General features: G+C 56.0%; 20 protein-coding genes. 11 read left to right on the top strand and 9 right to left on the bottom strand.

All coding sequences use genetic code 11. The features are described from left to right. The first annotated feature begins 4 nt into the window (after positions 1 to 4). Positions 5 to 193 (top strand): hypothetical protein, encoded by a 189-nt coding sequence (locus SCD_RS12245; RefSeq protein ID WP_023506996.1) that lies wholly within the window; start codon positions 5 to 7, stop codon positions 191 to 193. Here SCD_RS12245 and SCD_RS12240 read toward each other — a convergent pair. Beyond that, complete coding sequence (locus SCD_RS12240; protein ID WP_009205478.1) at positions 173 to 613, bottom strand: DUF721 domain-containing protein; 441 nt, start codon at positions 611 to 613, stop codon at positions 173 to 175. The genes SCD_RS12245 and SCD_RS12240 overlap by 21 nt on opposite strands. A 28-nt stretch (positions 614 to 641) precedes the next feature. Between SCD_RS12240 and SCD_RS12235 the strand changes: the two genes are divergently transcribed. The 6 genes from SCD_RS12235 to SCD_RS12210 all read left to right on the top strand — a co-directional run bounded on the left by SCD_RS12235 (position 642) and on the right by SCD_RS12210 (position 7933). Beyond that, on the top strand, positions 642 to 1556 hold the full coding sequence (locus tag SCD_RS12235) for a M23 family metallopeptidase (RefSeq protein WP_009205477.1): 915 nt from the start codon (positions 642 to 644) through the stop codon (positions 1554 to 1556). A 114-nt stretch (positions 1557 to 1670) separates the two neighbouring features. Continuing rightward, complete coding sequence (gene secA / locus SCD_RS12230) at positions 1671 to 4391, top strand: preprotein translocase subunit SecA (RefSeq protein ID WP_009205476.1); 2721 nt, start codon at positions 1671 to 1673, stop codon at positions 4389 to 4391. 132 nt (positions 4392 to 4523) lie between these two features. Next, the gene (locus SCD_RS12225; protein WP_009205475.1) at positions 4524 to 5255 is read left to right on the top strand and encodes an EI24 domain-containing protein; all 732 of its coding nucleotides are present in this window, start codon (positions 4524 to 4526) and stop codon (positions 5253 to 5255) included. An 82-nt stretch (positions 5256 to 5337) separates the two neighbouring features. Further along, positions 5338 to 6567 (top strand): bifunctional glutamate N-acetyltransferase/amino-acid acetyltransferase ArgJ, encoded by a 1230-nt coding sequence (argJ, locus tag SCD_RS12220; RefSeq protein WP_009205474.1) that lies wholly within the window; start codon positions 5338 to 5340, stop codon positions 6565 to 6567. Continuing rightward, positions 6567 to 7505 carry a Nudix family hydrolase gene (locus SCD_RS12215; RefSeq protein ID WP_009205473.1) on the top strand — a complete coding sequence of 313 codons (939 nt, stop codon included), beginning with the start codon at positions 6567 to 6569 and terminating at the stop codon, positions 7503 to 7505. The genes argJ and SCD_RS12215 overlap by 1 nt, the downstream gene beginning before the upstream one ends. Positions 7506 to 7507: 2 nt before the next feature. Beyond that, positions 7508 to 7933, top strand: a complete 426-nt coding sequence (locus tag SCD_RS12210) for a hypothetical protein (protein ID WP_023506995.1) — start codon at positions 7508 to 7510, stop codon at positions 7931 to 7933. Between the two features lies 1 nt (position 7934). Here SCD_RS12210 and SCD_RS16210 read toward each other — a convergent pair whose 3' ends face one another. The 8 genes from SCD_RS16210 to SCD_RS12175 form a co-directional block, all read right to left on the bottom strand. Then, complete coding sequence (locus SCD_RS16210) at positions 7935 to 8132, bottom strand: DNA gyrase inhibitor YacG (protein WP_084607527.1); 198 nt, start codon at positions 8130 to 8132, stop codon at positions 7935 to 7937. A gap of 32 nt (positions 8133 to 8164) precedes the next feature. Beyond that, the gene (zapD, locus tag SCD_RS12205) at positions 8165 to 8920 is read right to left on the bottom strand and encodes a cell division protein ZapD (protein ID WP_023506994.1); all 756 of its coding nucleotides are present in this window, start codon (positions 8918 to 8920) and stop codon (positions 8165 to 8167) included. A 117-nt stretch (positions 8921 to 9037) separates the two neighbouring features. Then, positions 9038 to 9646, bottom strand: a complete 609-nt coding sequence (gene coaE / locus SCD_RS12200; protein WP_009205470.1) for a dephospho-CoA kinase — start codon at positions 9644 to 9646, stop codon at positions 9038 to 9040. Between the two features lie 3 nt (positions 9647 to 9649). Beyond that, positions 9650 to 10504, bottom strand: coding sequence for a prepilin peptidase (locus tag SCD_RS12195; protein ID WP_009205469.1), 855 nt, complete (start codon positions 10502 to 10504; stop codon positions 9650 to 9652). Between the two features lie 51 nt (positions 10505 to 10555). Further along, entirely contained in the window at positions 10556 to 11776 is a 1221-nt protein-coding gene (locus tag SCD_RS12190) for a type II secretion system F family protein (protein WP_009205468.1), read from the bottom strand. A gap of 10 nt (positions 11777 to 11786) precedes the next feature. Next, a complete protein-coding gene (gene pilB, locus SCD_RS12185; RefSeq protein ID WP_009205467.1) occupies positions 11787 to 13502 on the bottom strand; it encodes a type IV-A pilus assembly ATPase PilB in 1716 nt (571 codons plus the stop codon). A gap of 75 nt (positions 13503 to 13577) precedes the next feature. Then, positions 13578 to 14849 carry an HlyC/CorC family transporter gene (locus SCD_RS12180; protein WP_023506993.1) on the bottom strand — a complete coding sequence of 424 codons (1272 nt, stop codon included), beginning with the start codon at positions 14847 to 14849 and terminating at the stop codon, positions 13578 to 13580. 90 nt (positions 14850 to 14939) lie between these two features. Continuing rightward, positions 14940 to 15767 carry a cytochrome C assembly family protein gene (locus tag SCD_RS12175; protein ID WP_009205465.1) on the bottom strand — a complete coding sequence of 276 codons (828 nt, stop codon included), beginning with the start codon at positions 15765 to 15767 and terminating at the stop codon, positions 14940 to 14942. Between the two features lie 363 nt (positions 15768 to 16130). Between SCD_RS12175 and ffh the strand changes: the two genes are divergently transcribed. The 4 genes from ffh to trmD all read left to right on the top strand — a co-directional run bounded on the left by ffh (position 16131) and on the right by trmD (position 19060). Continuing rightward, on the top strand, positions 16131 to 17474 hold the full coding sequence (gene ffh, locus SCD_RS12170) for a signal recognition particle protein (RefSeq protein WP_009205464.1): 1344 nt from the start codon (positions 16131 to 16133) through the stop codon (positions 17472 to 17474). Between the two features lie 83 nt (positions 17475 to 17557). Then, positions 17558 to 17800, top strand: a complete 243-nt coding sequence (gene rpsP / locus SCD_RS12165) for a 30S ribosomal protein S16 (RefSeq protein ID WP_009205463.1) — start codon at positions 17558 to 17560, stop codon at positions 17798 to 17800. 13 nt (positions 17801 to 17813) lie between these two features. Beyond that, the gene (gene rimM / locus SCD_RS12160) at positions 17814 to 18293 is read left to right on the top strand and encodes a ribosome maturation factor RimM (RefSeq protein WP_009205462.1); all 480 of its coding nucleotides are present in this window, start codon (positions 17814 to 17816) and stop codon (positions 18291 to 18293) included. A 29-nt stretch (positions 18294 to 18322) separates the two neighbouring features. Continuing rightward, positions 18323 to 19060 carry a tRNA (guanosine(37)-N1)-methyltransferase TrmD gene (gene trmD / locus SCD_RS12155; protein WP_232504463.1) on the top strand — a complete coding sequence of 246 codons (738 nt, stop codon included), beginning with the start codon at positions 18323 to 18325 and terminating at the stop codon, positions 19058 to 19060. Positions 19061 to 19073: the final 13 nt, after the last annotated feature.

The following is a 19073-nucleotide window of genomic DNA, read 5'->3' as shown; positions in this document are numbered from 1 at the left end:
GCGTTTGCTAGTACTCCGGTTATTTGTCTATCTCGGCCTGATTGCCATTGTTGTTGCCGTGGTGATGTTTCTGTTTACCCGCGACATCCGCTACCTTCGCTTTGCTTGGCAGATTTTCAAGTTTTCTCTGATCTTTCTGCTGGTTTTCGTAGTCTTGATGATGATGGGGCGTTTAATCCTTTATCGCATCTGAATGCCGCTGGATCAAGGTATGAAGGGCGTTTTTCAGCGGTGAATCCACTAGGCTTTGTTCCAGTTTCTCCAGGCTGCTCAAAGCGTTATAGCTGACCGTCAGGGTCTTCGGTTTTTTGCCTGGAAGCGGGCTCTCGACTTGCACGTCCACCCGAATTGCAGTAATCTCAATCCCCCGATTTTGAATTTTTTCCAGCAGGCTGGGCACGAATTGCCGAAGTTTTCCGGCTACTGCGCCATTGTTTGCGTAGACGATCAGCGTTTGCAGGCGGACAGCGCCGACCCTGGACACAGCGGCCAGCGGTTTGGGCGCGACTTCAGTCCAGGCCTTCTGCAATACCAGCAGTTTTTGCGCTTGCTGAAGGAGCGTCTGCAGGTTGGGTGCGGCGCTCAGGAATGAATGTGCTAGATGGGCGGGCATAAGAGATGAACAAACTAAAGGGAGAACTGTGAATATTATTCTAGTTTCCGGTAAGTTGGCAAAGGGAAAAACCGTGGCATTGAGTCATTCCCAAGTGATGTCCTTGGGTATGGCGCTTCTGGTTTTTCCATTGTTGCTGGCGATGGTTTTTACCTACTTGCTGTTGTTTCATGCTGCGGACATTCCCCACCCCTACCTGCAATCCCTGGTACTAAGCTCGCAGCGCACCGAGGCTGCCAAGAATCAGGTGTACTTGAGGGAGAATCTGAACGCCATGGCGGTGAAACTTGGTCAGATGCAGGCGCATGTGCTGCGCCTCGACTCCCTGGGCGAGCGATTGGCGACGCTGACAAAGATAGGTAAACAGGAATTCGATTTTGACAAAAAGCCAGGCCAGGGTGGCGCGGAGTCCAGTCTGCCGGCGCGTGACATGACCATGAGCGAGTTTGGTCAGCAACTTGACGGTTTAATGAAAAAACTTGATGACCGATCCGATCAGCTTGGTTTGATGGAGGCGATGCTGGTTCAGCAACAGGCGAAGAAGGTCGCCATTCCGTCCTCGCGACCGGTGAGTACAGGTTGGTATTCCTCCAATTACGGCTACCGCATCGACCCTTTCACAGGTCAGAAGGCCTTCCATGAAGGTGTGGATTTCATGGCTGATACAGGCACGGCTATACACGCAGCGGGGGGCGGGATTGTGGTTTATGCCGATACTTATGCCGGCTATGGTAATATGATAGAGATTGATCACGGCAACGGACTGATCAGCCGTTACGCACATGCTTCGAAATTGCTGGCCAAGGTGGGTGACGTGGTGATGAAAGGTCAAAAAGTTGGTGAGGTCGGCAGCACGGGTCGTTCTACCGGGCCGCATTTGCACTTTGAAGTACGTCACCGTGGCGCTCCACAGAATCCGGAGCATTACCTGCATCTGGGCTGACTTGGTGCTTTATGAGCCTCTGGAGTCAGAACTTCGACAAGAGGCATCCTTTTGAGTAACAGCCATCGCCCGGCTTGGCGCTGGCTTTTTGTTTATTTTACTTCCTGAAAACTCATGATATCCCGTCTGGTCAGAAAAATCTTTGGTAGCCGCAACGATCGGCTAATCAAGCAATACACGCAAACAGTCCATATCATCAACGCGCTGGAGCCGAAAATTTCGCCTCTGTCCGACGCGGAGTTGCGTGCCAAAACGGATGAATTCAGGCAGCGTTATCAGAACGGTGAATCTCTGGATGCGCTACTGCCAGAGGCTTTTGCTGTTGTGCGCGAGGCTGGCAAGCGTGTGCTCGAGATGCGCCACTTCGATATGCAGCTGGTCGGCGGCATGGTGCTGCATTACGGCAAGATCGCCGAAATGCGTACCGGCGAAGGCAAAACTCTGGTGGCTACCCTGCCCGCTTATCTCAATGCGTTGTCCGGCAAGGGCGTGCACGTGATTACGGTGAACGACTACCTGGCCAAGCGTGACTCCGAGTGGATGGGCCGCATCCACAATTTCCTCGGACTCACTGTCGGCGTCAACCTGTCGCAGATGGATCACGAGGAGAAGCAGGCCGCCTACGCTGCCGACATTACCTACGGTACCAACAATGAATTCGGGTTCGACTACCTGCGCGACAACATGGTGTACCAGCCTACGGAGCGGGTGCAGCGCAGCCTGAATTACGCCATCGTCGACGAGGTGGATTCGATCTTGATTGACGAGGCACGTACCCCGCTGATCATTTCCGGCCAGGCCGAGGACAACGTCGATCTGTACCATCGCATCAACGATCTTGCGCCGAAGCTGGTCAAGCAGGAACTGGAAGATGGGCCTGGCGATTACAGCGTGGATGAGAAGTCGCACCAGGTGCTGCTCAGCGAAGAGGGGCACGAGCACGCCGAGCAGTTTTTGACGCAGATCGGTCTGCTGTTGCCCGGCACTAGTCTTTACGATGCTGCCAACATCAGCCTGGTGCATCATCTCTATGCGGCACTGCGCGCTCATGCTTTGTATCACCTCGACCAGCATTATGTGGTACAGAATGGCGAAGTGGTCATCGTCGACGAATTTACCGGTCGTCTGATGTCCGGGCGACGCTGGTCGGATGGCTTGCATCAGGCGGTGGAGGCGAAGGAAGGCGTGGCGATCCAGAAGGAAAATCAGACTCTGGCGTCGATCACCTTCCAGAACTATTTCCGCATGTATTTGAAGCTCTCCGGCATGACCGGCACGGCCGACACCGAAGCTTACGAATTCCAGCAGATCTACGGGCTGGAAACCGTAGTGATTCCGCCACACCGTCCCATGATTCGTCAGGATCGCATGGATCAGGTTTACCGCACTGCCAAGGAAAAATATCAGGCGGTGATCAACGACATCAAGGAGTGCCAGAGCCGGGGGCAGCCCGTTCTGGTTGGTACGACCTCAATCGAAACTTCGGAATACATTTCCAACCTTCTGGAGAAAGAAAAGCTTGCACATCAGGTGCTCAACGCTAAGCAGCATGCGCGCGAGGCCGAGATCGTGGCGCAGGCAGGTCGGCCGAAAGCGATCACCATCGCTACCAATATGGCAGGCCGCGGTACCGACATCGTACTGGGTGGAAGCATCGAGGGTGATTTCGAGAAGATACGGCACGACGAGAGCCTGAGCGAAGAGGAAAAGATCAAGCGCCACAACGCGATCAAGAGTGAATGGCAGCCAGTGCATGATCAGGTTCTGGCGGCGGGCGGTCTGCACATCATCGGCACCGAGCGCCATGAATCGCGCCGCGTCGACAACCAGTTGCGAGGCCGTGCCGGGCGTCAGGGCGATGATGGCTCAAGTCGTTTTTACCTGTCGCTGGAAGATCCGCTGTTGCGAATTTTCGCCTCCGATCGCGTGGCGGCCATCATGGATCGCCTGAAGATGCCGGAGGGCGAGGCGATCGAGCATCCGTGGGTGACTCGTGCTATCGAGAATGCTCAGCGCAAGGTGGAGGCGCGCAACTTCGATATCCGCAAACAGTTGCTGGAATACGATGATGTTTCCAATGACCAGCGCAAGGTAATCTACGCCCAGCGCAACGAGTTGCTGGAGGCTGCCGATATTTCCGAAACCATTCAGGCGATGCGCGAGGATGTGGTCAACGACCACATCAACCAGTACATCATGCCGGAAAGCATGGAAGAGCAGTGGGATGTGGCTGGGCTGGAGAAATCGCTGCACGCCGAATGGCAGCTTGAGCTGCCGTTGCGCGAGTGGCTGGATAAAGAGTCCAGCCTGGACGAGCATGGTCTGCGCAAACGCATCATCGATGCGGCCAACACACAGTACCAGCACAAGCTGGAATCGGTCGGCGTCGAAACCATGCACCATTTCGAACGCGCTGTGATGTTACAAAGCCTGGATACGCACTGGCGCGAGCATCTGGCGGCGCTGGATCATTTGCGCCAGGGTATCCATTTGCGCGGTTACGCTCAGAAAAATCCGAAACAGGAATACAAGCGCGAAGCATTCGAGTTGTTCTCCGATATGCTCGATCGCGTCAAACGTGATGTCACCAAGATCGTGCTGACCGTGCAGATCCGCAGTGAAGAGGATGTGGAAGCGGTTGAAGCCCAGCCGCAACCGTCCAATGTCCAATACCACCATGCCGATTACGACGAGGCGCTGGGCGGGGCCGCCGAAGATGCAGAGGATGAAGATCATCACCCCTTCGTTCGAGCCGGCGACAAGGTTGGACGTAACGATCCCTGCCCATGCGGTTCGGGCAGGAAGTACAAACAGTGCCATGGCAAGCTGAGCTGAGGTAAAGTTGAGTGGCACAAAAGCCGGCAGGATTGCCGGCTTTTTTTTCGGTGAAAATTCGTTGCTACAATGTATTCTGGAAGTGTGTGGACGATCAATAGATCAATCTGATTTGTGGAAGAGGGCGGTATTATGCGGGAAATCCTGAATGCCTTGCTGAAGGCGTTAAAAAGCTTGTTTCAACCGAAGATGCTGGCTTTGGTGCTGTGGCCTGTAGTGCTGGCGACTATCCTGTGGGGTGGGTTGGCTTTCTTTTTCTGGTCTGATTGGGTGGCCGGGCTGCAAGGCTTGATTGATCACGCCGCTGTGCACGATTTCCTGGGGCGGCACGAACTTTCCTGGGTGGCGCGAGCCGCCGCAACCACGCTGGCCATCATGGTGGTAGTTCCGCTGGGAGTGGTGACCGCGCTTCTTATCGCCGCAGTGGTGGCAATGCCCTATATGGTGCGTTTTGTTGCCGAGAGGGACTACCCAGGTATGGAGCTGAAGCGAGGTGGTACCATGATGGGGTCTATCTGGAACGGGCTGGCCGGAGTTTTCGTGTTTGCCGTGTTATGGCTGCTTGCGCTGCCGTTGTGGCTGTTTGGACCATTCGCACTGATTGTGCCGGTTTTTCTTTCCGCTTACTTAAACCAGCGCCTGTTTCGCTACGATGCGCTCGCCGACCATGCCTCACGCGAGGAGTACCAGCAAGTCGTGGAGCGGGCCGGAGGCAGGATGTACGTTCTGGGTGGACTGCTCGGACTGGTGCAGTTCGTGCCCTTTCTCAACCTGCTTCTACCGATCTACATCGGTCTGGCCTATATCCATTTCTGCCTGGCGGAACTGCATGCATTGCGGACAGGCATTGGAATAGAAGTTTAAAACCTGCATGCCGAGAGGCGTTCTGACGGTCTTTTGGTTTAAAATAATCCAATTCGCCAATTTTACCGTTCAGGATACCTTAATGCCCGTCAATCTTGCGCCACCTAATCCCGATCAACTGCTGCCTGTGAAGGGTGTGCGCCTCGGCATCGCCGAAGCCGGCATTAAAAAGGCGGACCGCAAGGATCTGCTGGTCATGCAGTTGGGTGAAAAGGCCCGCGTGGCGGGCGTGTTTACCCTGAATCGCTTCTGCGCCGCGCCGGTGGTGCTGTGCCAGAGCCACTTGGCGGTCGGCAAGGGTATACGCGCACTGGTGGTGAATACCGGCAACGCCAACGCCGGCACGGGAGAAGAGGGTTTGAATCGCGCCCGGCGAACCTGCGCCGAGGTGGCAAAGCTGCTGGGTTGTGCGCAGGAACAGGTGCTGCCTTTCTCCACTGGCGTGATCCTGGAGCCGCTGCCGGTAGAGAAGATTGTTGCCGGCCTGCCGGCGGCAGTGGCCGACCTTAAAGAAAGCAACTGGTTCGACGCTGCGCAGGCGATCATGACCACCGACATCGTGTCCAAGGCAGTGTCGAAACAGATCAGGCTGGGCGACGCGATGGTCACCATCACCGGTATTGCCAAGGGCTCCGGCATGATTCACCCCAACATGGCGACCATGCTTGGCTATGTCGCTACCGATGCAGCGCTCAGCCAGCCCCTGTTGGAGGCGCTAGTGCGTCATGCCGCCGACCGTTCCTTCAACTGCATCACGGTGGATGGCGATACTTCCACCAACGATTCCTTCATGCTGATCGCGACCGGCGAGACCGGCATGGCGGAAATCACCGATGCGGCGAGCTCTCACTACGCGGCTTTGCGCGATGCCGTTACCGAGGTGTCGCAAGCACTAGCCCAGGCCATCGTCCGGGATGGCGAGGGCGCGACCAAGTTCATGACCATTGCCGTCGAGGGTGGGGCCTCTGAAGCGGAATGCCGCCAGGTGGCGTATGCCATCGCGCACTCGCCTCTGGTCAAAACCGCGTTCTTCGCTTCCGACCCCAATCTGGGGCGGATACTCGCCGCCATCGGCTATGCCGGCATTGCCGACCTGGATGTGGACAGGCTCAAACTCTATCTGGGGGATGTGCTGGTAGCGGAAAACGGTGGCCGCGCGGCGAGCTATCAGGAGCAGGACGGCCAGCGGGTGATGAAAGAGTCCGAGATCACTGTGCGGGTACTGCTTGGTCGAGGTTCTGCTGCGGCCACGGTATGGACCTGCGACTTCTCTTATGACTACGTCAAGATCAACGCCGAGTACCGAAGCTGATGACGAACGTTCTGGAGGTTGCCGCCGCCGTCATGCAGCGGTCAGATGGCGAGTTTTTACTGGCGGAGCGTCCGGTTGGCAAACCTTATGCCGGATGGTGGGAGTTTCCCGGCGGCAAGATCGAAGCCGGCGAGTCGCCCTACCATGCGCTGGTTCGGGAGTTGCATGAGGAACTGGGAATTGATGTTGATGTGGCGCATCCCTGGCTTACTCGCGTTTATACCTACCCCCATGCCAAGGTGCGGCTGCATTTTTTTCGCGTGGTGAGCTGGCACGGTGAGCCTCACGGCAAGGAAAACCAGCGTCTTTCCTGGCAATACCCCGGTGCGGTGAACGTAACGCCGTTATTGCCGGCTAATGGACCAGTTCTTCGCTCGCTCAACTTACCCCCGGTGTGTGCGATTACGCATGCTGCCGAATTGGGTGTGGAGCCATTTATGGAGAGGTTGCAGGCTGCGCTGCAGCAGGGAGTCAAACTGATCCAGGTGCGAGAAAAGGCTATGGATGCGGCAACATTGCGCGCTTTCTCTGCCGAGGTAGTGCGGCAGGCGCATGCCTACGGCGCGCGCGTGGTGATCAACAGTGATACAGCCTTGGCCCGGGAGGTCGGGGCGGATGGGGTGCAGCTGAACTCAGCGCAGCTGATGGCGTTGGCGGCCCGGCCGGAAGTGGAGTTAGTGGGCGCTTCCTGCCATGACAGGCAAGAGCTGGAGAGGGTTGTCGAACTGGAGCTGGATTTCGCATTGCTGTCTCCGGTATTGCCGACCCAGAGCCATCCTGGAGCGCCGGCTCTGGGCTGGGAGGGTTTTGCGCGCCTGGTTAGGGATTTGCCGATGCCGGTCTATGCGCTGGGCGGGGTCTCCCGCGCAGATATGGACGAAGCATGGCAGCATGGTGCTCATGGAATCGCCATGTTGCGTGGGGCATGGCAGGCATGAATATGAAAAAAATCTGGCCATTCCTGCTGTTGCTCCTGCCTGTGCTGCTGGCATTGGGCTTGCCACGCCTTATAAGCGGTGATGCTGGCGGGCCGATATTGACGGTGCATTGCCCCGACCTGGTTCAAGGTTGCCAAGTGGAGTTCGGGGCACGGAGGGCGGAAGTCAAATTTCTGTCCGCCCCGACGCCTCTCAAGCGGTTCGATCTGGTGGTGAAGGCGTCCGATGCCGGCCCGGTCACCGCAGATTTTGCCATGCAGGGCATGAACATGGGGCCAAACCATTATGTGTTGCAACGTATAGCCGATGGGGCATGGCAAGGAAATATCCTGTTGCCTGTATGTGTTAGCGGCGTCAGCAATTGGACTATGACGTTGGAACTGGACGGCGTAAAGCGGCAAATCCCCTTTGTCGCGGTTAAGCAGTAGGCTAGTTGTGATCCTCGCCCTTTTCCGTCTCTTCTTCGTCTAGCGGGATACGATAGCCCTCCGTTGCCCATTGACCGAGATCTATCAGTTTGCAGCGTTCAGAGCAGAATGGGCGGAAAGGATTTTTCGGGCTGAAGGGTGCGAGGTTGTTACAAACGGGACACGGGACTGAGGGCGAAGGTTTTGTAGTGGTATTCATGTGCGGTAATGCCAACTAGTGATTGCCTGGCCTTAAAGGTTGCAGAGAGTTAAATCAAATTCAACGTCAGTGTCGCATCCCCGTGGCTTCTGGGGGCCGCCCAGAGCGGTGAAGCGGATGTTGATCGCATATTTGTTGGCGCTGATTTCCGGGAAATAGGGTAGGTCGAGTGGGACAGAGATGCGCAACATCTGTGCAACCCTGCCACTCAGCATCTGCTGAAAGGCGCCTTGCTGTGCGGAGTGATGGCTGGACTTGCCACTGTCGCGCAACATACGCAGGATGATCCTCAATCCATCCCGAATCGGCAGCATCGGCTCCAGCCATTCCGTCAGATTCTGACGGCGCAGGCTTTCATCCTGGTTAAGCCAGAAATGATAGGAGGGCAGGTCGAATTCGCATACCCCGCCGGGAATAGAGGTGCGTTGCTTGATGCTCATCAGCCATTCATTCTCGCGTAGATGCTGGCCAACCTTGCCAGGCAGGCTGTGCAGAAGGCCAGAGACATTGTCGATATCATGCAGCACCTCATTCAAGGCTTCTTCCGAAATGGCGGGATTGTTGCGCAGGGCTTCCAGAGTTTGTTTTTGCCGCTCAAGTTCCTGGAGCAGGTCGGATTTTAGATCGGGCCGGCAGGAAACTTCCAGAATTTCAAACAGAACCAGCAGTGCTGCGTGGTGATCCATCTGATGCGACTGAGCGGAAAAGTACTGCACTTTGGCATAGAGATCCTCCAGTCGCAGGAGAGTGCGAATCCGCTCGTTGAGAGGGTGGTCGTAGGTGATCACTGTCGGGTCTTGGGTCGGCAAAGTTCAATACTGCCGAATTATAAGCGATCTGACAAGAATTTGTATTAACATAATTACATGAAACTTTGAATTGTTTCGATTTTTAGTGAAGTAGCTTCAACTCTGCTGCTGCAACGCCAGTGTCAAGTAATGCTGATGTAATTCCTGAGCGTGTTTTTCAAGATCTGCATGGTTGCCCATGTTGGACAGAATGTCATCAGCTTGTTTGATGCGCTCCGCGCGAGGAGTCTGGTGAGCCATGATGGACCTCACCTCTTCGGCGGAGAGCTTGCTACGGGACATGGTGCGGGCAATTTGCTGATTTTCATCGCAATCCACTACCAGTCGCCTGTTAACCAGATCAAAGTATGCACCGGTTTCAAAAAATAGCGGGATCACCAACACCAGATAGGGTCCCTGTGCCCCTTTCATTTCCGCGATTACCTGTTGTTTGATCAGAGGGTGGAGTAGTGCTTCCAGCTTTGCTTTGGCGGCCTGATCGGAAAATACCCGTTTGCGCAAGCTGGCGCGGTCGAGGTTTCCATCCGGCAATTGGTAGCTGGTGCCGAACTCCTCGATGATGGCGGTAAGGGTGGGAGTGCCTTTTGCCGTCAGGCGATGCGCAATCTCATCGGTGTCGATGACGGCGGCACCCAGGGCGGCAAAAATCCGGGCGGCACTACTTTTTCCGCTGCCGATGCCGCCAGTAAGACCGATCACCAGCATGTCCTAGAGCCCAAGATAAGCCTGGGTAATTTGCTTTCCCCACAGCAGGGCAATCAGGCCGCCGCCCGCGAGGTAGGGGCCGAAAGGGATTGGAATCTGGCGGCCATGGCCGGCAAACAGGATCAGTGAGATGCCGACCACGGCACCTACCAGGGAAGAAAGCAGGATGACCAGCGGCAGCATCTGCCAGCCCAGCCATGCCCCGATCGCGGCAAGCAGCTTGAAATCACCATAGCCCATACCTTCCTTTTTTGTGGCTAGCTTGAACAGCCAGTAAACGCTCCAGAGCGACAGGTAGCCCGCCACGGCTCCGACCAGTGCTTCGTTGAGACTGGTGAAAAAGCCGTTGAGATTGAGTAGCAGGCCGAGCCAGATCAGGGGTTGGGTGATGCTGTCTGGCAGCAGTTGAGTGTCGAAGTCGATGAAGGTCAGTGCGATCAGTGCCCAGGTGAAGAGCAGGGCGGCCAAGGCAGTCGGGCCGAAGCCGAAACGCCAGGCGACGTAGCCGCTGATAATGCCGGTAAGGGCCTCAACTATGGGGTAACGTGGGCTGATCGGGGTCTTGCAGTGTGCACAGCGGCCACGCAAGATCAGCCAGGAAATTAGCGGAATGTTTTCCCATGCCGATATCATGTGGCCACAGGACGGGCAGGCCGAGCGCGGAATAACCAGGTTATAGGGTGTGGCGGGTGGAGTTCCTTCTCCGTCAATAGTACTGCATTGCTCGCGCCACTCGCGCTCCATCATCCTGGGCAGACGATGGATGACGACATTCAAGAAACTGCCGACCATCAGGCCAAGTAGTGCAACCACTGTAACGTACAGTGCCGGGGAGGATTGCAGTGGTTCGAAGATCATTATTTGGGTCCGGAGTCCTGAGTACCCAGTGTCAGCTACTCAGGACTGGTTTTAAATGACGCTACCCATCTTGAAGATAGGCAGATACATGGCTATAACCAGGCCACCAATAATCACGCCCAGAACCACCATGATGATCGGCTCCATCAGGCTGGAAAGCGCTCCCACGGCATCGTCTACTTCGGCTTCGTAAAAATCGGCCACCTTGGAGAGCATAGAGTCCAAAGCGCCTGACTCCTCGCCGATGGCGACCATTTGCAGGACCATGTTGGGAAACAGGTTGGTGTTCTGCATCGCCACGGTCAGACTGGTGCCGGTGCTGACTTCGCTCTGGACTTTTTTCGTGGCATCAAGGTACAAGACGTTGCCAGCAGCGCCGCCGACCGAGTCAAGCGCTTCAACCAGGGGGACGCCGGCGGCAAACATGGTGGAAAGGGTGCGGGTCCAGCGCGCGATAGTAGCTTTCTCGATTACTGCGCCAAATATAGGCAGTTGCAGAGACAGTCGGTCCATGAAGTACTGCATTTTTTTCGAGCGTTTCCAGGTGTAGAAAAAGAACTGGAGGCTACCCCAGATAACACCGAAAATCGCCCACCAGTAGGCAACAAAAAAGTCTGAGATGGCCATTACCACTAGCGTCGGAGTGGGGAGGTCAGCGCCAAAGCTGGTAAACAGATCTTTGAAAGCTGGTACGACGAAGATCATGATCACGGCAGTGATGACGAATGCAACTACCAGAATAGAGATGGGGTAAAACAGCGCGGATTTGATCTTGCCTTTGATGGCGAGGATCTTTTCCTTGTAGGTCGCGAGGCGGTCCAGCACCGTGTCGATAATGCCCGCCTGTTCGCCAGCGTTGACCAAATTGCAGTACAGCGCGTCGAAATACAATGGGTGTTTGCGGAAGGCCTGGCTCATGCTGCTACCGGTTTCGATGTCAGCCTTGATATTGCCAAGCAGCTTCGATACGGACGGATTGCTATGCCCCTTGCCGACAATATCGAAGGACTGGAGCAGCGGAACGCCGGCTTTCATCATGACGGCCAGTTGCCGTGTGAAAAGGGCGATGTCTTTTTCAGTGACTTTCTTGCCTGTTTTGAAACCACCTAGTTTTTTAACCTTGAGAACGGTAATGCCTTGACGCCGCAGCATGGTACGCACTACCGCCGCACCCGGTGCGCTTATCTCGCCCTTTACAGCTTTACCTTTTTTATCCGTCCCCTCCCAAACGTAGAGGAGATCTTTCACTGCTACCTTTTTTGCGACGGCCATGCGTATCCCTTTACTCGTTGGTGACGGCTTCGATTTCTTCCAGCGTTGTCAGTCCGGCTTTTACTTTGATCAGTCCGGATTGACGTAGGTCGCGAATACCTTCGCGCTTTGCCTGGTCGGCGATGTCATGCGCGGTGCCGTTTTTCATGATGATGCGGCTCATTTCGTCGCTGATCGGCATGACTTGGTAGATGCCGACTCGCCCCTTGTAGCCGGTGCCCTTGCAGATTTCACAACCGATATGGCCATAAGGCTGCCAACTGCCGTCGAGATCCTCTTCGGTATAGCCGGCACGCAATAGTGCTTCTCTGGGAATTTCGATGGGCTGTTTGCACTTGCACAGGCGCCGCGCCAGACGCTGTGCGGTAATCAGGATGACTGCGGAGGCGATGTTGAAAGGGGCGACTCCCATGTTCATCAGACGGGTCAAGGTGCCTGGAGCATCGTTGGTGTGCAGGGTGGACAGAACCATGTGGCCGGTTTGCGCTGCCTTGATCGAGATGTCCGCCGTTTCCAGGTCGCGGATCTCACCCACCATGATGACATCCGGGTCTTGACGCAGAAAGGACTTGAGTGCTGCGGAGAAGGTCAGTCCAGCCTTGTCGTTGACGTTAACCTGGTTGACGCCGGGAAGGTTGATCTCAGCTGGGTCTTCCGCGGTGGAGATGTTAACGCCGGGTTCGTTCAGGATATTCAGGCAGGTATAAAGCGATACGGTTTTGCCACTGCCGGTTGGCCCGGTTACCAGCACCATGCCATAAGGGCGGCGGACGGCATTGAGCAGAAACTCTTTTTGGTCCGGCTCGTAGCCCAGGGCATCAACACCCAGCGTGGCGCTGGACGGGTCGAGAATCCGCATCACGATTTTTTCGCCGTACAGAGTAGGCAGAGTGCTGACGCGGAAGTCAATGGCGCGGTTCTTGGACAGCACCAGCTTCATTCGGCCGTCCTGAGGCACCCGTTTCTCAGAAATGTCGAGCTTGGAAATCACTTTGATGCGGGATGAGAGCTTTTCCTTGATTGCCAGGGGCGGTTGCGCTACTTCGGAGAGTATGCCGTCGAGGCGATAGCGGATGCGGTAGTATTTTTCGTAGGGTTCAAAATGGATGTCTGAAACGCCGGCATTGATCGCGTCCAGCAGAATTTTCTGGAGGAAACGGACGACTGGGGCGTCGTCGATTTCCGCGCTGGCGCCCTCATCTTTTTGCGCCAGCGCTTCCTCGTCGGTGAATTCAAGGTTGATGTCATCGCCAGCCAGATTCTGCAGGGTAGTGTCAGTAGCTTCGGCAATTTTGTCTATCAGCTTGCCGAGTTTGTCGTCTTCTACTACCACCGGCTCAACCGTGAGGCTGGTTTTGAAGCGCACATCGTCCAGGGCGCGCAGGTTGGCTGGATCGGAGGTGGCGATAAACAGGCGATTGCCGCGCTTTTGCAGGGCCAGAACGCGCCGGCTTCTGATCAGCTTGGCATCGAGCACATCATTGGGCAGGTGATCCGCATCGATAGCAGTCAAATCCAGCAGGGGAAAGCCGAATGTCCGCGCAGCAAATTCTGCAACCTCCAGGGAACTCATTTTTTTGCTTTGCACCAACTGGGTAACAAAGCCGGTTTCATCGACGCCAGCCTGGGACTGAATAGCTTCGGCATCGGCCTCCAGCAGGCGCCCGCTTTGAACCAGTGCGTTGGCCAGTCCGCTAAGCTTGGTCGAAGTTGTTGCTGCTGCCATCTGGGATTGTCCGCCTAGGGATTAAAAACAGCCCAATAATGCACTTGGCAAGTTTTTTTGTAAAGACGGCGAAGTCTATTCCGAGGAGGATGAGAGTGGGAAAATACGCACGACTTTGACAATGCGATCCTGAGTCTGGACAATTTCGAGTGTGTGCCCGTTAATTTTGAAGCTGGTGCCGGCTTCCGGGATATCTTCGAAATGCTCGAGAACTAGGCCATTCAGGGTCTTTGGTCCATCCAGCGGTAAATTGAGTTTGAGCTTACGGTTCAGGTCACGCAGAGAGCAGCCGCCATCGACCAGCCAGCTACCATCGTCTTGCGGGTAGATGCCTCCGTGGGCAGTGGGCTGTGAGCCGAATTCGCCGACAATTTCTTCCAGAATGTCCTCCAGGCTCACCAATCCGAGCAATTCGCCATACTCGTCCACCACCAGGCCGATATGGCGGCGATTTTCCTGGAAGTGTTGCAGCTGGGAAAAAAGCGAGGTTCCGGCGGGGATGAAATAAGGTTCGCGAACAATTTCCTGCAGCATTTCGGTATTGATTTCGCTGTTGCGAACCTGGTGCAGGACATGGCGGATATGGATTACACCAACGATATTGTCCAGTCTGCCCCGGTACACAGGTAATCGTGTGTGGTGGCTGGTGGCGAGTTGTTCCCGTATCATTTCTTCGGGGGCATCAAGGTCGATTGCCTCAATCTGGTTGCGCGGGATCATGATGTCGTCGACACCGATGTTTTCCAACTCGAACAGGTTGAGGAAAATGCTTTGGTGCTTGGGCGGAATGTAATGCCCAGCCTCCAGCACCAGGGTGTGCAGCTCTTCCATGTTGAGATGGGCTGCGGAGGCGCTTGGCGGTTTCAGGCGCAGCAACCAGAGCAGGGCCTGAACGAACAGGTTGAGGAGCCAGATCACCGGGTAGAAAAGCTTGAGCAAGGGAGCGAGGATGTAACTGGAAGGGATCGCGATGCGCTCCGGATAGGCAGCCCCTATCACTTTCGGGGTGATTTCGCTGAATACCAGAAGTGCGGCAGTGATGGATAAAGTGCCGACAGCCAACGCGAATTCGCTCTCGCCAATCAGGCGGACGGTGATCACGGTGACCAGTGTGGCCGCCGCAGCGTTAAGCAGATTGTTGCAGAGCAGAATTACACCGAGCAATTTGTCGGTTTTTTCGAGCAATAGGGACGTAAGTTGCGCACCGCGATGCCCACGATTGGATAGATGCTTCAGCCGGTAGCGGTTAAGTGCCATCATGCTGGTTTCGGACATGGAAAAAAAGCCCGAAAAAAACAGAAGAAGCATCAGCACCGAAAACAACGCGCTTGTTGAGATGTCATCCAAGGTGAAATGCCTTCATGCTATATAAAAGCGTGATGGGTAATGGTTAAGCTGGCGACGTTTTCTCCTGCCCCATTACGCATCACTGGTGGGTCAGCGTTGCAGGATTATTTCCAGCACGAATTTGCTCCCGAGATAGGCCAGCAGCAGCATCGCAAATCCAGCGAGCGTCCAGAGGATGGCGGTGCGACCACGCCAGCCGTAAATTTTTCGCCCTCCCAGCAGGGCTGCGTAAATGCCCCAGGAAAGTAGTGCGAACAGCGATTTGTGGTTGAACTGCAGGGGTTTGTGGAAGAGTTCCTCGGAGAACATCACGCCGCTCAGGATAGACAGGGTGAGCAGGACAAAGCCCACCGTGATAATACGAAACAGCAGCGCCTCCATCGCCAGCAGGGGGGGCAATTTCCCCTGGAGGCGTGACAGGGCGTGGCCGTGCAGGCGACGTTCAACCACGGCCATTAGCACCGCGTGCACTGCCGCGATAGTGAACAGGCTGTAGGCGAGTACCGAAATCAGCAGATGAACCTTGAAAAGCGGTAGTTCGGTATGGGCGATGGTATGCGCTTCCGGAAAAATCAGCGGCAGCAGCAGACAGACCGCAGCGCCGGGCAATACCAGGGTTTGCAAGCCTTCCATGTTGTAACGGAAGCTGGCGAGCCAGTAAATCAGTACGGTGAGCCAGGAGATCGCCGATATCGTATTGCCGATGCCGAGGTTCAGGCCTGCGCCGGGAAGCAGAGAGAGTTGCAGCAGTGCGCCATGCAGCGCGAGTGGCACCAGTATGGCGAGACGCCAGGCCACCGAGGTTTCGGCGGTGTGGTGCGCTATTTCCGGGCCGACCGAGCGCCAGACCGAGCGCCAGAAAATCAGACCGAGCGCGCTGTAAAGCAGAAAGGCGAGGAAATGGAGTGAACCGCTCATTGTGTTGTAAACTTGTCGGCGTTATTGTTTCTCTAAACCCAAAGTCTACACTATCCGCATTCGGATTAACATCGAGGGCTCGTTAATGGGTAAGTTGAACATACGTTGCCGCGTATCCGGGATGGATGCAAGGCGCGAGGTGCGGCGAATGGTTGTTCCATTCGCAAGCCTCGCAACGCCGCAGACGCCCGAATACGCGGCAACCCTTCGGGCTGGGGCTGGTTGGGGTGCATTCCGGTGTTGCGAGCCGCTTGTTGTGAATGACACAACGGCGCGTCTTGCGCCTAGGACTGCACCCCAGCCAGCCCCAGCGTATGCCCAACTTATCCATTAACGAGCCCTTAGACAGGACATTTTGCCACCATGTTCGACAATCTCACCAATCGCCTTTCCGGTGTAATCAAAACCCTGCGCGGCCAGGCTCGCCTGACCGAAGCTAATATTCAGGATGCCCTGCGCGAAGTGCGCATGGCTCTGCTCGAGGCGGATGTCGCCTTGCCGGTGGTGAAGGATTTCATTGCCCACGTCAAGGAGCGTGCACAGGGCCAGGAGGTGCTGGCCAGTCTGACCCCAGGCCAAGCCGTGATCGGCATTGTCCACCAGGAAATGGCCCGACTGATGGGTGGCCAGAACGCCGCGCTCAATTTCACCACGCTGCCACCCGCGGTGATACTGATGGCGGGCCTTCAGGGCGCGGGTAAAACCACTACCTCGGCCAAGCTGGCCAAATACCTGCGTGAGCAGATGAAGAAAAAAGTGCTGCTGGCAAGTTGTGACGTTTATCGCCCGGCGGCGATGGAACAGTTGCGTGCCTTGGCGCAGCAGATCGAGACGGATTATTTTTCTGCCGAAGCGGGTCAGAGCCCGGAGCAGATCGCGCTGGCGGCACGGGATTACGCCGACAAGCATTTCCACGATGTGCTGATTATAGACACCGCGGGTCGCCTGGCGATAGACGAAGCCATGATGGCCGAAATCCAGCGCTTGCATGAAGTACTCAAACCGATCGAGACCCTGTTTGTGGTCGACGCCATGCAGGGGCAGGACGCGGTTAATACCGCCAAGGCTTTCAGTGAGGCGTTACCGTTGACCGGCGTGGTGCTCACCAAGCTCGACGGCGATGCACGCGGTGGTGCGGCGCTGTCGGTGCGCCAAGTCACCGGGAAGCCGATCAAGTTCGCTGGCGTAGGTGAAAAAGTAGGTGGTCTCGAAGCCTTCCATCCGGAGCGGATGGCTTCTCGGATTCTCGGCATGGGCGACGTGTTGTCCCTGATTGAAGAAGCCCATCGCGGCGTCGACCAGGAAGAAGCGGTCAAGCTGGCAAAGAAAATGAAGTCCGGCAAGAGCTTCGATCTCGAAGATTTCAAGGCACAACTGCAACAAATGAAAAAAATGGGCGGTGTCGCTGCTCTGATGGATAAGCTGCCAGCACAGATGGGGCAGGCAGCGGCGGGCATGGCGGACGACAAGTCGATTAATCGTATCGAGGGCATTATCAACTCGATGACGCCGGGAGAGCGCCGCAATCCGGCACTCCTCAAGGCTTCGCGCAAGCGCCGTATCGCCGCTGGTGCCGGGGTGCAGGTGCAGGAAGTGAATCGCTTGCTGAACCAGTTCGAGCAAACCCAGAAAATGATGAAGATGGTCGCCAAGGGCGGGATGGCGAAGATGATGAGGGGTATGAAGGGCATGTTACCCGGTATGTAAATAATCTTTCTTGCGTTTATTCCAAAACTTAGCGTAAAATGGCCGGCTTTTTAGACCGAATTTTTTAAGGGTGACATTTAATTATGGTTGTGATTCGACTTGCCCGTGGTGGTGCCAAGAAGCGCCCGTTTTTCAACGTAGTCGTGGCTGATTCCCGCAATCGTCGTGACGGCAGATTCATTGAGCGCGTGGGTTTCTACAACCCGGTTGCGCGTGAAGGTCAGGAAGCTGTGCGCCTCGACAGTGAGCGCATCAGCTACTGGCAGGGACACGGCGCGTTGCTGTCCGACGCTGTGGCCAAGCTCGTCAAGCGTGCCGCCGCCTAAGAATCTGGTAGTAATGGGGCGCATCGCCGCCCCGTTCGGCGTCCTCGGCTGGGTCAAGGTGCAGCCGTTTACCGAAAAAATCAATGGGCTGCTGGCTTTTCCTGTCTGGAGTCTTGGGCGGGGCGAGCAGTGGCGCGAGGTCAAGGTGCTGGACTCGGAAGCCCATCACAAGACCCTGGTTGCCAGGCTGGACGGGTGTAATGACCGCGATGCCGCAGCGGCGCTGAAGGGTCTTGAAGTTGCAGTGCCGCGCGAGGCGCTGCCGGAAGCGCCTGAAAATGAATATTACTGGTCCGATCTGATTGGTCTGGAAGTAGTGAATGTTCAGGCTGAAGTGCTGGGCAAGGTGGCAGAGCTTCTGGAAACCGGCGCGAATGACGTGCTGGTGGTAGAGGGGGAGCGCGAAAGGTTGCTCCCGTTTATTGCTCAGGTCATCCTCAAAGTTGACTTGGCGGCGGGGCGAATCGACGTGGACTGGGACGCGGATTATTGAATTTCGACGTCATTACCTTGTTCCCGCCGATGTTCGAGGCACTTGCCAAACACGGCATCACCCGGCGCGCGCTGGAGCAGGAGCGTTTCCAGTTGCAGTTGTGGAATCCGCGCGATTTCACCGAGGACAACTATCGTACGGTAGATGATCGCCCCTACGGAGGCGGGCCAGGCATGGTGATGCTGGCCGAGCCGCTGGAACAGGCGATCCTGGCTGCAAAAGAGCGGCAGAAGCTGGCCGGTGTGGCAAGCCCGAGGGTGATACATCTTTCACCTCAAGGCAAGATGCTAACCCACCAGCGTGTGATGGAACTGACCCAGGAGCCAGGTTTGGTGCTGCTGGCGAGCCGTTACGAAGGTGTGGACGAGCGCTTGTTGCGCCATCAGGTGGATGAAGAAATCTCGATCGGTGACTACGTATTGTCCGGCGGGGAACTGGCGGCGATGGTGTTGATTGATGCCGTTGTCAGGCAGTTGCCGGGCGTACTCGGCGATGCCGAATCGGCAGTACAGGATTCATTCGTGGACGGGCTGCTGGATTGCCCTCACTATACCCGCCCCGAGGTTTATCAGGGTGAGACGGTGCCGGAGGTGTTGATGTCCGGGCACCATGCAGAAATTCAACGTTGGCGGTTAAAGCAGGCGTTGGGCAGGACCTGGTTGAGGCGGCCGGATTTATTGGCTGCCCGTCAGTTGACAAAAGAGGAATCCGGGCTGCTGGCTGCATTTAAAGCAGAAAACCAGCAGGAACAGGAATCCAATAAATAACGAAGCAAGGAGT

The sequence above is a fragment of the Sulfuricella denitrificans skB26 genome, assembly GCF_000297055.2.
GTDB lineage: Bacteria > Pseudomonadota > Gammaproteobacteria > Burkholderiales > Sulfuricellaceae > Sulfuricella > Sulfuricella denitrificans.
This window is presented reverse-complemented; position numbering and strand designations above follow the sequence as displayed.